The organism is Emticicia sp. 17c, assembly GCF_037153985.1.
Lineage (GTDB): Bacteria > Bacteroidota > Bacteroidia > Cytophagales > Spirosomataceae > Emticicia.
The window spans coordinates 435,570-450,344 of record NZ_JBBAYI010000003.1 but is presented as its reverse complement, the minus strand read 5'-3'; the positions used below and the strand labels follow the sequence as shown (position 1 = coordinate 450,344).

Below are 14,775 nucleotides of genomic sequence, written 5' to 3'. Positions count from 1 at the left end.
AACTTTGTTCTCCGATACTGTGCTTGAACCAATTGCCCTCAGGTAATAATTCAAGCGGTTTTTTAAATATTTATCGGAAAACAACATTCTTCTTTCAATGACTCATACACCTTCTGACGCCATTTTACTCCTTGAAGATGGTACTTATTTCAAAGGTAAAGCTCTTGGTAAAATTGGTACTTCGGCTGGCGAAATCTGTTTCAATACAGGCATGACTGGCTACCAGGAAATTTACACGGATCCTTCTTATTTCGGTCAAATTATTGTAAATACTACCTCCCATATCGGAAACTATGGCGTAGTACTTGATGACGAAGAAGAATCGAAAAGTGTAACAATAAGTGGTATGGTTTGTAATGCGTATGCGAATCATTATTACTCACGCACAACTGCCGATTTCTCTTTGCAGGAATACTTTGAACGTGCCGGTATTGTAGGTATCTGTGATGTAGATACCCGCCAGATTGTAAGACACATCCGCAATGCAGGAGTAATGAACTGTATTATTTCTTCTGAGATTCTTGACCCAGAGGAACTAATGGCAGAATTGAAAAAATGCCCTTCGATGGAAGGTCTTGAGCTTTCGTCGGTGGTAAGTACTCCAGAACCTTATGCCATGGGTGAAGAAAACGCTAAATACAAAGTTGCCGTACTTGATTTTGGCGTGAAGAAAAGTATCCTTAAAAACTTTACTTCAAGAGACTGTTACTGTAAGGTTTTTAATGCCAAAACCAGTTTTGAAGAACTAAAAGCGTTTAATCCAGATGGCTTCTTCCTATCGAATGGCCCGGGTGACCCCGCCGCCATGCCGTATGCCGTAGAAACCATTAAAGAGGTAGTTGAAACAGGCAAACCCGTATTTGGTATTTGTCTGGGGCATCAGTTACTGGCTTTGGCTAGTGGCATTGATACCTATAAAATGAAGAATGGGCATCGTGGCCTGAACCATCCGGTTAAAAACCTTATTACTGGCTACTGCGAGGTTACATCTCAGAACCACGGTTTTGCCGTAAGACCTGAACAGGTAAAAAATAATGAAAATATAGAACTGACACACGTGAATCTGAACGATGATACCATTGAGGGTATCCGCCGGAAAGATAAGCCTGCATTCTCGGTGCAATACCACCCTGAGGCTTCACCAGGCCCACACGATTCAAGATATTTGTTTGATGATTTCGTGAAAATGCTCGAAAAATAATAGGTTTATCGCCTGTTATTAACGACCAGAAGATAAATTGATAGGACGGTTTTTTTTAATCGTCCTATATTTATAAAATACGGATGATACATTAATCTATCTTTCGTAAAGTATCTCATTTAGTCGTGCGCTACATCAACTAGCGAGGTATTTAAGGATTACAGTTAACCGAATGAAACGGTTGTGCCTAGTTTAAAAAAATCTGACGACCATTCTTATGCAGCTATATAGTACCAGACACCAAAGCCCCGATGTATCTTTAGAGGAAGCTATTTTTCGTGGGTTACCACCCGATAATGGCTTGTACATGCCAACCTTTATTCCAAAACTACCAGAGTCTTTCTGGGAGAATGTCGAGAATCTGAGCTTGCAGGAAATAGCCTTCGAGATTGCTCATGCCCTGATAGGGGAAGATGTACCTGCCAACGACTTAAAGGCACTAGTTGAGAAAGCCATTGATTTTCCGGCACCTTTGGTAGAAGTTGAAGACGATACTTATTGTCTCGAATTGTTTCATGGCCCGTCAATGGCATTCAAGGATTTTGGAGCCAGATTTATGGCCGCACTGATGTCATACTTCCTGCAAAAATCAGAGAAACAGATTCATATTCTGGTTGCTACTTCGGGCGATACCGGAGGGGCAGTCGCACAAGGATTCTACCAGACGCCCAACATTGACGTAACCATACTTTACCCTAGTGGCAAAGTAAGCGATATTCAGGAAAAACAGTTAACAACACTCGGCAAAAATGTAAGCGCACTGGAAGTAGAAGGTACTTTTGACGATTGTCAGAAACTGGTAAAGCAGGCGTTTCTGGATAAAGACCTGACGGCACAGTTTTCACTGGCTTCGGCCAATTCTATCAATATAGCCCGCTTGATTCCACAGGCGTTTTACTATGTAAACGCTTATGCCCAACTAAAGAAAAAAGGATTAGGTGAAAATATAGTGATTGCAGTACCAAGTGGAAACTTTGGTAATTTAAGTGCCGGAATTATTGCATGGCGTATGGGTATGCCTGTAAAACAGTTTATAGCAGCCACTAATGTAAATAAAGTGGTACCAGTTTACCTTGAGTCGGGGGTTTATGAGCCAATCAGCCCATCATTATCAACTATTTCCAATGCGATGGATGTAGGAAACCCAAGCAATTTTCCACGTATGCAAGCATTGTTCGATAATGATTTGACACAAATGCAAAAAATGGTTACGGGCTGTTTCTATACCGATACCGAAACCCGTACAGCTATGCGCACAGTTTATGAACGTACTGGTTATGTGATGTGCCCACACACTGCTGTGGCGTATTTAGGGCTGAAAGATTACACAAAATCGCTCGAAGAGCCTGTGGCTGGGGTATTTTTATCAACGGCACATTATGCCAAGTTTCTGGATGTGGTAGAAGAAGTAATAGGCGAGCAAACAATTCCTGAAAGGCTTTCGGTATTATTAGATAAGGGAAAGCAGGCTACCAAAATAAGCACTGATTACGAAGAGTTTAAGCAGACAATTACAACGGCTTATGCAAAAGCCTGACGTGGAATGTCAAATAAATATCAGAAAAAAGCCTTGTTGTATTCTTGCAGCAAGGCTTTTTTATTTAATTTAGCCCATCATTTATAACCTTTCTTTATTAAACTACCATGATTAACGTAGCCTTAGTAGGTTTCGGACTATCGGGCAGATACCTGCAAGCTCCTTTCTTTGAAGCTTATCCGAATTTCCGTTTAAAGACCGTCGTTTGCAACAGCCAGAATCCTCAGGCTATTTTTCCAAATGTAGGAGTAGCAAAACATATAGATGAAGTGCTGGCCGACGATGAAATTGATTTAGTAAGTATTTGTTCGCCAAGTTCAACTCACCATGAGCTAGCCATCAAGAGCCTGCAAGCCAACAAACATATTCTGGTCGAAAAACCCTTTACCTCTACCGTGGCTGAGGCAGAAGAAATAATTGCATTAGCTAAAGAGAAAAATAAAGTGGTGTATATATTTCAGAACAGGCGTTTCGACGGAGATTTCAGAACAGTAAGAAAAGTGGTAGAAAGTGGTGTATTAGGTGAGTTAATCAGTTATGAAGCACATTATGACAGATACAAGCCTGTTTTAAACCCTAAGAAATGGAAAGAAGCCGTTAGCCCTGCTAATGGTATTCTGTATGATTTAGGTGCTCATATCATTGACCAGACCATTACACTTTTTGGCGCACCCAAAAATATATGGGGTGAAACCTATACCCAGCGCGAAGGCTCCGAGATAGACGACGCTTTTGATATAAGACTAGATTACGGAAAACTGAAGGTTACCCTTAAGTCGAGCCTTTTAGTGCGGGAAGAAGGGCCAAGATACGTACTACATGGTACAAAAGGTTCATTTGTTAAATATGGGCTTGATGTACAGGAAGATAACCTGAAAGCCGGATTAATGCCCGGTATGGAAGGTTTCGGAGTAGAATCAAAAGCAAATAGTGGCCTACTGAATGCCGAAATCAATGGTGTATCGTTCAGGGGGCATGTCGATACAGAACCCGGCAATTGGGGTATTTTATTTCAGAATCTCTATGAAGTAATAGCCGAAGGCAAAGAGCAATTTATTAAACCCGAACAAATAGTAGAGCAAATGAAAATCATTGAGGCTGTTAAGAGAAGCTAACTGGTAAAACACTAAGAATAAAAAAGGTTAACAAGTGCTAGATTTTCTGTTAGAACAACTAAAACACTCGTTAACCTTTTATTTATTTGCCAATTTGATTTCTATCAAGGTAAGCCTAACAAGAAACCAATAGTAAAGTTAGCATCCCAGTCAAAAACAAATTGTTCACAGCCCGTAGCATCTTTAATAGCTTTGTAAATGTTTACTCCTGCTTTGTCTTTTGCATCTTTCAGATCTTTGTAGAAAGCTGGTTCTTTAAGAACGGTATAGCGTTCTTTCCCCACTCTCACTTTCTTAGCCATTGAAAATGGCACACCGCCAATAATAAAACAGGTTTTACGTTTCATGCTTGGTACAGACGAGGCTTTTGCTTTTACTTCGTCATAGACTTTGCCGTCGTCAACGCCATTCTGGAAATATTTTGCACCGTAAGTTTCCAGCGCAGAAACGCTGCCATTTGTCGACCACGATATTTTAGTATTTCCTGAGCCGATATCAGTTACAAATCCTTCATCTTCAAAATCTTCTGGCAACACACATTTTAGAGCCAAAGCACCTTCCTGTTCTGGGGTAACAGTATTAACAAAATAGTTTAAAGCCTTCAGGTTTTTAATGATTTTCTGGGTAACATCAGCTTTAACAGCTCCTGAGCTTACTACAAAGTGAATATCGCGGCCACTAACTCCAAAATCGAGCATACTACCGATATATTTTTTTAATCCGGCTCTGATGTCTTCATCGGTAGCCATATTTTCAGTAACAAGGCTATTTCCAAATTCCGATTTTTCCAGTTTCCAGTTTTTGTCCTTATCAATTCTAACAATAAAAGAATTAAAACCACTGGCACCTAATTCAACAACCCCTTTTAACTTGCCATTAATAGGTTCTTTGGCAACATAATTAAAAGAAGATGAACCTGTTGCAGTAGCTTCGTTGTCGCTGCTCGACGAAGTGCTACCCGATGATTCAGAGGTAGGCCCTGGCTCTGGAGCTTTTGTATTAGTTGTATCTTCGCTTTGCGCGCTTTTATTCATTAAAGATTTTCCCCAGCTTGTATTATCCAGAATATATTTGCCGCCAAAGAATAATCCTGCCAGAATAGCAAGCGTAATCAGGAATCTGGCAAATGGTGTGAGTGTTGTTTTCATTTTTTGTCAGTTTATAACCTATTAAGTTTTGTGTAAATATTAGATGCTTGATACCTATGCAGGCTTTGCCTGCGGGTGTTTTATTCAAAAAGTTTATCGTACTGGTTACCCGACGGTTTACTTGAAGAAACTTGTTTGCCTGCAATAAGGGCTTTTTTATCGTCTCCCAAAAGAAGTGATACGCCTTCTGTTTCCCATTTTTCAAGCATTTTCAGACCTTCTTCTTCAAATACGCCATTTTGCAGGTCAATAGAATCCATAAAGTTAGACGACATCTCCATGAAGCGTTCCATTTCTCCTACTTTCTGGCTTACATCATCTGCTATTGATTCCATAGCCATGTCAAACATCTGGCGTTGGTCTTTATTTCCGCTCAGAATATTCATAGCCGAACGCATAGCCGAATGGCTGGCACGAATGGCTTTTCTTTCTTGTTCTTTTACGGTTACTTGGTCTTTAATATCTTCGAGCATTATTTCAGAGTTCTCATACATTTTGCCTAAAACTCTGTATAAAATCTCCATTTTTTTATAGAGGTCTTCCAGTTTGATGTTCGATTCCTGCAAACGGCCAGCTTTACGGGCTTTCAGTACCATCATGGCCTGTTTGTCGGTTTCTTTGGCTTTGCTGGCAAGGTTGAGGTCGTTCTGAATTTGTTTTTTATTGTTTTCAATAATGGTTTTCAGGTTATACATCTGCCCCTTGAGTGTCGAAATTTGTTGATTCATTTTGCTCAGGTTATTTCTTAACTCATCAACATAGGTTTTAAGAATACCAATTGGGTCAAGCTGCACAAAAAGACCAGTAATCCACCGCATGATACTTTTATAAATGTAGAAAATGAGATTTCTCATTTTAGGGTCAAGTATCATATAAATAAGGGCTGCCAGAGCAATAAGCAAGCCAGCCAGATATAAGGTGTTTTGGGCTAAAGAAATTAAAACAGGTAGAGCTTTGTATAAAAGATACCCACCACCTAGCAATATACCTGCGGCGAATAGAGTCCCTGTTTTGCCTTCTGGGCGTTCCCAAAACGATTTGGGTTTTGATTCTTGAAGTTCCATTGGTTATTTGGGTATTCCCTCTGCCCCCGCGAGGAATTTGATAAAATTTATAATGTATGTTTATTATTCTATCAGAGTAAAGGGGCTTTCTCTTTTAGAATCAGGGTTTATTTACTTTAAGTATTTACTGATGTTTTCCATGTCTTTCCCTATTTGGCCTGTTAGCTCTTCGTAGGTAGCATGAAAATCACTCAACGTTGTTTCAATTTTTACTACGGCATCAGATATCTCTGCTTTCATTTGTTCCATATCATTCTGGTGTGCCTGAATTTCTTCGGTTAGTCGGGCTATTTGTTCGCCTTTAGCTTTAATGGTGGCTTCCATGTCGGCAATGGCTTTTTCCTTGTTACCAATTTGCTTCTGGCGTTGGGTGTTTACAGATTCCTGAAACTTGGTATCTTCTGATTGCAAAACTTTCAGGTAAAAACCAGCCGACTCGCTTAGCTTCTGAGGTGTAACACCCATAGCCTGTGCCGCAGCAAACGCCGAAAGATAACGCGTTTGTTCATCCATGGGCATTTTGGCTAGGGTCTGCAAAGATTTTTTATATTCCAGATAATCAAAACCTTCCTGATTGTTGGTCTCCATTGCTCCTAGCAGAATATCATAAAATTTCTCTGATGCTTTTCCGGCAGGAACGCTGACGGTTGGCGTAGGAGTGGGTGCAGGAGCAGGCTTGCTGCCCGATGTTTCAGACTTGGCTGTTGCATCGGCTTCGGTTGCTTGCCCATCGGTAGGGGATTCTACGATAAAAATACCCTTTAGTTTTTTTAGAAAATCGCTCATTTTTAATTCTAAGCTATGGTTTTAGCGTGAATAAAATTAAAATTAGGTTTATGTGAAATAATTTCGATTCAAATTTTGAGGTATTATCAAGAATCTACAAATGATAATCATACAATACAAGCAAACGGAGTGTCGAATGGTTAAATTTAGTGATGATTTTTGAAAACTTACAAATCTGGTCAGATTTTTATGTAAATATCTTATCTGATAAAAACCAATGCTATTCTAATGAATTTATTCGCTAAAAAATAAGGCTGTAAAAATTCTAATGTATAAATTTGTAAAGAATATATGTTGTATAGACAAGTTTATGACAAATACCGTTAAGATTTCCATAGCCGGACTAGCAGCCTTAGGTATTGCAGGCATGATGGCATTCAGCTTTAATCCTTTTTCAAGTCAGGTCGATTTCAATACCGAAATCAAACCGATTTTGAACAAGCATTGTGTGTCGTGCCATGGAGGTGTAAAAAAAGCAGGAGATGTTAGTTTTCTGTTTTCGCACGAGGCAATCAATACCAAAGGGAAATCAGGTAAAGTGGCTATTTTACCCGGCGATGCCGAACACTCGGAGTTCTACAAACGACTTGTTACAAAAGATACCGAAGAGCGTATGCCTAAAGGCAAAGACCCTTTAAGCCATGAAGAAATAACGCTCTTGAAAAAATGGATTGACCAAGGCGCGCCTTGGGGAGACCATTGGGCTTATAAAAAGCCAGCAAAACCAGATGTGCCTTCGGTAGGTGGTTTTTTTGCGCGTTTAGGTCTTTATAAAGATGATGAAACCCGATTTGCCAAAAACGAGATAGATAACTTTGTGTTACATAAACTCAAAGAAGAAGGCTTGCGCCACTCGCCACAGGCTGATAAGGGTACCTTGTTACGGCGCGTGTATTTAGACCTCACGGGCCTGCCTCCCACAGAACAACAATTACAGGCATTTCTGCAAGATAATTCTGAAAATGCTTACGAAAAAGTAGTCGACCAGCTACTGGCTTCATCGGCTTATGGTGAGCGTTGGGCCGCCATGTGGCTTGACCTTGCCCGATATGCCGACACAAAAGGATATGAACGGGATGTATACAGAAATATCTGGCGATACCGTGATTATGTCATTGAAGCCTTTAATAAAGACAAGCCATTCGACGAGTTTACAATTGAGCAATTAGCCGGCGATTTACTCCCAAACCCAACCAAAAACCAACTGATAGCTACGGGGTTTCATCGTAATACCATGAATAACGATGAAGGCGGTACCGTTGATGAGGAGTTCAGGGTGGCGGCAACTATCGACCGCGTAAATACTACTTTTGACGTATGGCAAGGCACTACCATGGGGTGTGTGCAGTGTCATACGCATCCGTACGACCCCTTTGTGCATGAAGAATATTACAAAGTAATGGCGTTTTTTAATAATGCCCGCGACGAAGACGTTGTTAGCGACACTCCTTATTTAAGATTCTATAAACCAGAAGATTCTATAAAAATAGAAGAAGTAAAAAAATGGATTCTGGCGAAGGGAAGAAACGAAAAAGATTTTGAAAAATTTGTGGAGGTTCTTGAGCCTAAATTTAATTCTCATGCCATTGAACCCCTTTCAGAAGGAACCTCATCTTTGCTCGATGCCAAGTATCTTGGTTTACAGCATACAGGGTATGGCCGTCTGAAAGGAGTAACACTTACTGATAAAGACCGGCTGGTGATGAACTTTAATACAGGTACTGAAAAAGGAACCTTGTATATCAGAGACACTGACGTAAACGGTAAAAACATTCTGACTATTCCTATTCCGAAGGCAGGTGATACGGTTATGTTTTACCCTTTGCCCAAAATGGTGGGTAAACACGATCTATACTTCGTTTTTAATAATCCCAAAAAGCCTAAAGATTGGTTACAGATTAAATGGTTGTCGTTTCAGAAAACTTTCGGGGAAGGAAAAGAATACGAATCAGTTGAATTACAATATAAGCAGATATTAAACGCCAAAGCCGATTTTACGCCCATTATGAGTGAAGGAGAAGGCGATTTGGCTCGTGAGCAACACATTTTTGAACGCGGCAACTGGTTAGTACATGGAAAGGCAGTTAAACCAGATGTGCCGAAGTATTTATCAAAAATGCCCGAAAACTATCCTAAAAACCGTTTAGGTCTAGCAAAATGGTTGGTAGACGGCAATAATCCGCTTACGGCACGGGTGACTGTGAATCGGTTCTGGGAACAAATTTTCGGAACAGGTATTGTAGAAACCGTTGAAGACTTCGGTACACAAGGCTTTAGTGCAAGTAACCCCGAATTGCTCGATTATCTGGCAGTTAGCTTTCAGAATGATATGAAATGGAGCATTAAGAAGCTACTCAAAATGATTGTGATGTCGGGCACTTATCAACAATCGTCAGAAGTCAATAAAGAGCTTCTCGAGAAAGACCCTTACAATCGTTACTTGGCTCGTGGGCCACGTATCCGCCTCACAGCCGAACAGGTACGAGACCAAGCTCTTTTGGTAAGCGGGTTGCTATCAAAAAAAATGTATGGTAAAAGCGTAATGCCATACCAGCCTGAAGGGTTATGGCAGTCGCCGTGGAGTGGCGAATCTTGGAAACTTTCACAGGGTGAAGATAAATATCGTCGGGCTATTTACACTTTCTGGAAACGTACAGCACCGTACCCGTCAATGATGTCGTTCGATGCCCCAAGCCGCGAATTCTGTCAGCTGAGACGCTTGCGCACTAATACTCCCTTACAAGCTCTTGTAACCCTCAACGACCCCGTATATGTAGAGGCCGCGCAGGAATTGGCAAAAAATATGCTCAAAAAGGGCAAAACTCCCGAAGAACAGATACAGGCAGGTTTTAACCTGATTATGATGCACGACATCGACATTAAAAAATTACAGGTACTTGCAAAGCTTTATAAACAAACCGAAAAAGAATATAGCAAGAACCCTGTGGAAGCCTATAAATTCTTTGGGAGGTCAGACACCTCCCCTAAACTGGCAGCAATGGCCGTTACTGCCAATGCCATGCTGAATCTGGATGAAATTGTAACAAAAGAATAGAAAACGTATATTTCTGGGCGAAGCAACAAACACTTAATAAATTTTCAGGTTTAATTCAGGTCTGGAAATACTAATAATCAGGAATATTTGTTTATTAGAAGTGTCATTTAAAAATACATTAGAACCATGAAAAAAATATTTTCGATTCTTGTCGCGCTTACGCTTCTACTGAACTTCAATACAGCCTTTTCGCAAGATTGTGGCGGTTATTTCAATTTCAAGAAAGGAATGAAAGTTGAAATGACTTCTTACGACAAAAAAAATAAACCAACGCTTACTACTAGATATGAAGTGCTGGAGTATAGCCCCGATGCCGGAGGTATGTCGGTAAAATTTGCTCATGAAATATATGATGCAAAAAACAAACTACTTTCAAAAAGTGAATCGACAGGGAAATGTGTAGACGGCGATTATTACACAGATATTCGGAACATAAGTGCTGATATGATGCCTAAGTCGCCCGATATTAAAGTGAGTGTCACCGGCGACCAGATGGTATACCCCAGAGATTTAAAAGTGGGAGATACCCTAAAAGATGCCAGCGTAAATATTAAGTCAGGTTTTGAAGGAGGCATGACTATCATGAATATGAATGCCAACATTGCTAACCGTAAAGTTGAAGCCTACGAAACAATAGAGACTCCTGCCGGAAAATTTGAATGTGCAAAACTGACTTATGATTTGGCTATGAAATTCATGGGTAATCGTAAATTAAAATGTGTTGAATATCTGGCAAAAGGGGTAGGGCTGGTAAAATTGGAGCAGTTCGATGAAAAAGGCAATCGCCAGAGCTATATGGAATTAACTAAAATTGAGGGTCAATAAGTTAATTGTTAGTATAATAGTTTTACCACGAGGGTTTGCCAGATTTTCTATACGATTGTACTCCTCGGGGTGGTTATATATGAAATCTTGTGTTACGTCGTGGTAATTTGTTTTTCAGTGTTAACATAAAAAATATATCATCCTGTAAAGCGTTCTTTAACGACGATTTTGAAGAACGCTTGAAGTTCTTTGCTGATAAATCTGTAAATTGCGTAAAAATTCATCCCTGACATAACAATGCAACGACGAGCGGCCTTAAAAACATTTGCCCTGAGTATTGGTAGTACTCTTGTTTTACCTTCCTGGGCTAATGCCTGGAGTAAAGAAACCCTCCAGCAATCTTCTATTATTCTTACACCTTTACAAGAAACCCTGTTAGCCGAAGTAGTAGGAACCATTATTCCGAAAACAGATACCCCTGGTGCCAAAGACCTGAACGTAGATAAATTCGTTACCCTTATGGTTGCTGATTGCTACGACACCAAAGCGCAGGATACCTTTGCCAAAGGGCTGGTAGCAGTTGACGAAATAGCCAGAAAAGAATATAATAAAACTTTTATTTCTTGCGAACCCACACAAAAACTGGCAGTATTAAACAAAATGGATAAGGCTGGCAATGATACCGAGAAAGGGTTTATCAGGTTGGTAAAAAATCTTACTATTCAAGGCTATCTGAACTCAGAGTATGTCATGACTAACCTACGTGTGTACGAGTTTATTCCGGGGCGTTATCATGGTTGTGTGCCTGCCAAAACGCAGGCTGGTAAGTAAAAAATCCTAACTGTTATTAAATTTAATTTACAAATTATGTCATATTTTAATATAGATGCTGTTGCGGCACAAACTTTCGATGCCATTGTTATTGGTTCGGGCATTAGCGGAGGTTGGGCTGCCAAAGAATTAACCGGAAAAGGGCTTCGTACGTTGGTACTGGAACGTGGCCGTGAAGTAAAACACGTAACTGATTACCCAACAACCATGATGCAACCTTGGGAGTTTGAGCATCGCGGGCAATTGAAAAAAGAAGTAAGAGATGCTAACCCGATTGTGAGTAAATGTTATGCTTTTTATGAGGGAACAGAGCAGTTCTTTGTGAAAGATGCCGAACACCCGTATGTACAGGAAAAACCTTTCGACTGGATTCGCGGCTATCAGACGGGTGGTAAGTCTTTGCTTTGGGCCAGACAAACCCAACGATGGTCAAAATATGATTTTGAAGGCCCTGCCCGTGACGGTTTCGCGGTAGAATGGCCTATTGGTTATGATGATATTGCTCCGTGGTATAGCTATGTTGAGAAATTCGCGGGTATTTCAGGCAATAAAGATGGCTTGGCAAGTTTGCCTGACGGAGAGTTTCTACCACCTCATGAAATGAACTGTGTCGAAAAGTATTTCAGCCAACAGGTTGCTAAAAACTATACCGACCGCCATATTATTATGGGCCGTTGTGCGCACATTACTGACCCTAAACCAGTTCATCTTGCGCAAGGGAGAGCCAAATGCCAACACCGTACCATTTGCGAACGTGGCTGTCCGTTTGGTGGTTATTTCAGCAGTAATGCCTCTACATTGCCGTGGGCGGCTAAAACCGGAAAAATGACACTTCGCCCTGACTCGGTGGTGCATTCAATCATTTATGATGAAAAGAAAGGCAAAGCCACAGGCGTAAGAGTAATTGATGCCAATACCAAACAAATGACCGAGTATTATGCCCGCATTATTTTTGTAAACGCCGCAGCATTAAACTCAAATCTGATTCTGTTAAATTCTGTTTCGAGTCGTTTCCCGAATGGTTTGGGTAATGATAATGGTTTGTTGGGTAAATACATAGCTTTTCATAATTATACAGCTACCATCAGTGCTGACTACGAAGGTTATCTGGATAGTACAACCGATGGTCGCCGTCCGAACTCCCCTTATATTCCACGTTTTCGTAATGTATTCAAGCAAGAAACTGATTTCTTGCGTGGGTATGCTTCTGGTTTTCAGGCAGGCAGATATATGCGTGATGATAGAAGCGGTATGGGCGAAGATTTGAAAAAAGGTTTATTGAACCCATATTTGAATAATGTATGGAATGTAGGTTCGCACATGATGGGAGAGACCATTCCGAAAGAAAGTAACTATGTAAGATTAGATAAATCGAAACTTGACCCTTGGGGTATTCCACAATTGAGCATTTCGGTTGATTATGATGATAACGACCGTAAAATGGTGAAAGATTTCTTTGAGCAACTCACAGAAATGTATACCAAAGCAGGTTTCAAAAATATTCGTACCAATGATTCAAACCGTACTCCCGGGCTTGATATTCACGAAATGGGTGGCGTAAGAATGGGTAAAGACCCTAAAACTTCCTTACTCAATAAATGGAATGCCCTGCACGAATGCAAAAACGTATTCGTAACCGATGGTGCTTGCATGACCTCAACCTCAACCCAAAACCCATCGCTCACTTACATGGCCCTAACAGCCCGCGCTGCTGATTATGCTGTGAAGGAATTGAAGAAAGGGAATTTGTAGGATGGATTTTGAATGTATAAGTGGGCCTTGTAGGTGAGAACCTTCAAGGCTTTGCTTTTGGAATTTAATTAATCACTTATATACCTTAAATATAAATGATTGCTGTTAAGCTGACTAAAGAAGAAGTTATTAAAGCCTATGCTTCTCATACCAAAGAGAAAACCAGAGTATTATTGCTAATAAAATTTAAAGACGAAACTTAAAGCCTAATTATTGGTCTCAATACCCATACCACTCAGCCCACCACGCCTGCAATTGCCTACGAATTTCGTTCTCACGGGCATTGTTGCTGGGTTCGTAAAGTTTGGTGCCTTTCAGGTCGTCGGGCAAAAAGTTGAGTTTCGTAAAATTACCCTCGTAATTGTGGGCATATTTATAATCTTTACCATAGCCAATTTGCTTCATTAGTTTGGTAGGCGCATTGCGCAGAGCTAATGGCACGGGTAGGTGTGAGGTCTTTTCTGCCAGTGCAATAGCATTTTCAATAGCCATATAAGACGCATTCGATTTGGGCGAAGTGGCCAGATAAATAGCCGTCTGCGACAAAATAATTCTACTTTCAGGGTAGCCAATGGTCTTAACTGCCTGCATACAGTTATTTGCCATAATTACCGCAGTAGGGTTAGCATTGCCAATATCTTCCGAGGCCAGAATCAGCATCCGTCGGGCTATAAATTCCACATCTTCTCCGGCTATAATCATACGAGCCATCCAGTATAAAGCTGCGTTAGGGTCTGAACCCCGCAATGATTTTATAAAGGCCGAAATAATATCATAATGCTGCTCGCCCGATTTATCATAGCGGGCTATGTTGCGTTGTGCTACTTCTTCCACCAAGTCATCAGTAATCACAATGGGCGCATCAGGCGGGAAAGAAAAAGTGATAATTTCGAGCAAATTTAAAAGTTTACGACCATCACCTCCCGAAAGACGCATCAGCGCGTCGTAAGAGTCTACTTTTATGTCTCTTTCTTTTAAAACTATGTCTTCCCTTATAGCCCTGTCGGTAAGTTCTTTTAATTCTTTTTCTCCGAAAGATTCCAGCACATATACCTGACAGCGCGAAAGCACCGCACTATTAATTTCAAAAGAAGGATTTTCGGTAGTCGCCCCAATAAGGGTAATCTGCCCTTTTTCTACGGCTGCCAGTAGTGAATCCTGTTGAGATTTGTTATAACGATGAATCTCATCAATAAATACAATTGGGGGAAATAACCCCGATGGCCTTCCGATTACTTCGCGCAGTTCCTTAACACCAGAGCTTACAGCATTGAGTTGATGAAACTGCCTTTTGGTCGTTTCGGCAATTAGTAGGGCTAAAGTAGTTTTTCCGGTACCGGGTGGGCCCCACAAAATCATTGAAGGCACAAGGTTTGCCTCAATAGCCTTACGGAGAGGCTTGTTTTTGCCCAGAATATGTTCTTGCCCGATATAATCATCTAATTTCTTTGGGCGTAATCGTTCGGCGAGGGGTGCAGTCATCAGGTAAATGTTATGAGATTTTGCAATAAAGTATTCGTA

11 protein-coding genes are annotated in these 14,775 nt (G+C 40.7%); 7 read left to right on the top strand and 4 right to left on the bottom strand.

The genetic code is table 11. From position 1 onward, the window contains the following. Positions 1 to 97 precede the first annotated feature (97 nt). The 3 genes from carA (at position 98) to WAA15_RS09640 (ending at position 3,853) form a co-directional block, all read left to right on the top strand. Positions 98 to 1,201 carry a glutamine-hydrolyzing carbamoyl-phosphate synthase small subunit gene (gene carA / locus WAA15_RS09650; RefSeq protein WP_337042525.1) on the top strand — a complete coding sequence of 368 codons (1,104 nt, stop codon included), beginning with the start codon at positions 98 to 100 and terminating at the stop codon, positions 1,199 to 1,201. Positions 1,202 to 1,418: 217 nt separating this feature from the next. Continuing rightward, a complete protein-coding gene (gene thrC, locus WAA15_RS09645) occupies positions 1,419 to 2,738 on the top strand; it encodes a threonine synthase (RefSeq protein ID WP_337042524.1) in 1,320 nt (439 codons plus the stop codon). 107 nt (positions 2,739 to 2,845) lie between these two features. Further along, on the top strand, positions 2,846 to 3,853 hold the full coding sequence (locus tag WAA15_RS09640) for a Gfo/Idh/MocA family oxidoreductase (RefSeq protein WP_337042523.1): 1,008 nt from the start codon (positions 2,846 to 2,848) through the stop codon (positions 3,851 to 3,853). Between the two features lie 104 nt (positions 3,854 to 3,957). Here WAA15_RS09640 and WAA15_RS09635 read toward each other — a convergent pair whose 3' ends face one another. From WAA15_RS09635 to WAA15_RS09625, 3 genes are all read right to left on the bottom strand, one after another. Beyond that, positions 3,958 to 5,001, bottom strand: a complete 1,044-nt coding sequence (locus tag WAA15_RS09635; protein ID WP_337042522.1) for a hypothetical protein — start codon at positions 4,999 to 5,001, stop codon at positions 3,958 to 3,960. An 80-nt stretch (positions 5,002 to 5,081) separates the two neighbouring features. Then, positions 5,082 to 6,065 (bottom strand): hypothetical protein, encoded by a 984-nt coding sequence (locus tag WAA15_RS09630; RefSeq protein WP_337042521.1) that lies wholly within the window; start codon positions 6,063 to 6,065, stop codon positions 5,082 to 5,084. Between the two features lie 111 nt (positions 6,066 to 6,176). Then, complete coding sequence (locus tag WAA15_RS09625; RefSeq protein ID WP_337042520.1) at positions 6,177 to 6,851, bottom strand: hypothetical protein; 675 nt, start codon at positions 6,849 to 6,851, stop codon at positions 6,177 to 6,179. A 310-nt stretch (positions 6,852 to 7,161) separates the two neighbouring features. Between WAA15_RS09625 and WAA15_RS09620 the strand changes: the two genes are divergently transcribed. The 4 genes from WAA15_RS09620 (at position 7,162) to WAA15_RS09605 (ending at position 13,254) form a co-directional block, all read left to right on the top strand. Continuing rightward, on the top strand, positions 7,162 to 9,906 hold the full coding sequence (locus tag WAA15_RS09620) for a DUF1553 domain-containing protein (RefSeq protein WP_337042519.1): 2,745 nt from the start codon (positions 7,162 to 7,164) through the stop codon (positions 9,904 to 9,906). A gap of 126 nt (positions 9,907 to 10,032) precedes the next feature. Then, positions 10,033 to 10,731 (top strand): TapB family protein, encoded by a 699-nt coding sequence (locus WAA15_RS09615; RefSeq protein WP_337042518.1) that lies wholly within the window; start codon positions 10,033 to 10,035, stop codon positions 10,729 to 10,731. A gap of 237 nt (positions 10,732 to 10,968) precedes the next feature. Then, the gene (locus WAA15_RS09610) at positions 10,969 to 11,502 is read left to right on the top strand and encodes a gluconate 2-dehydrogenase subunit 3 family protein (protein ID WP_337042517.1); all 534 of its coding nucleotides are present in this window, start codon (positions 10,969 to 10,971) and stop codon (positions 11,500 to 11,502) included. 36 nt (positions 11,503 to 11,538) lie between these two features. Next, positions 11,539 to 13,254 carry a GMC family oxidoreductase gene (locus WAA15_RS09605; protein WP_337042516.1) on the top strand — a complete coding sequence of 572 codons (1,716 nt, stop codon included), beginning with the start codon at positions 11,539 to 11,541 and terminating at the stop codon, positions 13,252 to 13,254. A gap of 219 nt (positions 13,255 to 13,473) precedes the next feature. Here the strand turns inward: WAA15_RS09605 and WAA15_RS09600 are convergent, their stop codons facing one another. Continuing rightward, positions 13,474 to 14,736 (bottom strand): replication-associated recombination protein A, encoded by a 1,263-nt coding sequence (locus WAA15_RS09600; protein ID WP_337042515.1) that lies wholly within the window; start codon positions 14,734 to 14,736, stop codon positions 13,474 to 13,476. Positions 14,737 to 14,775: the final 39 nt, after the last annotated feature.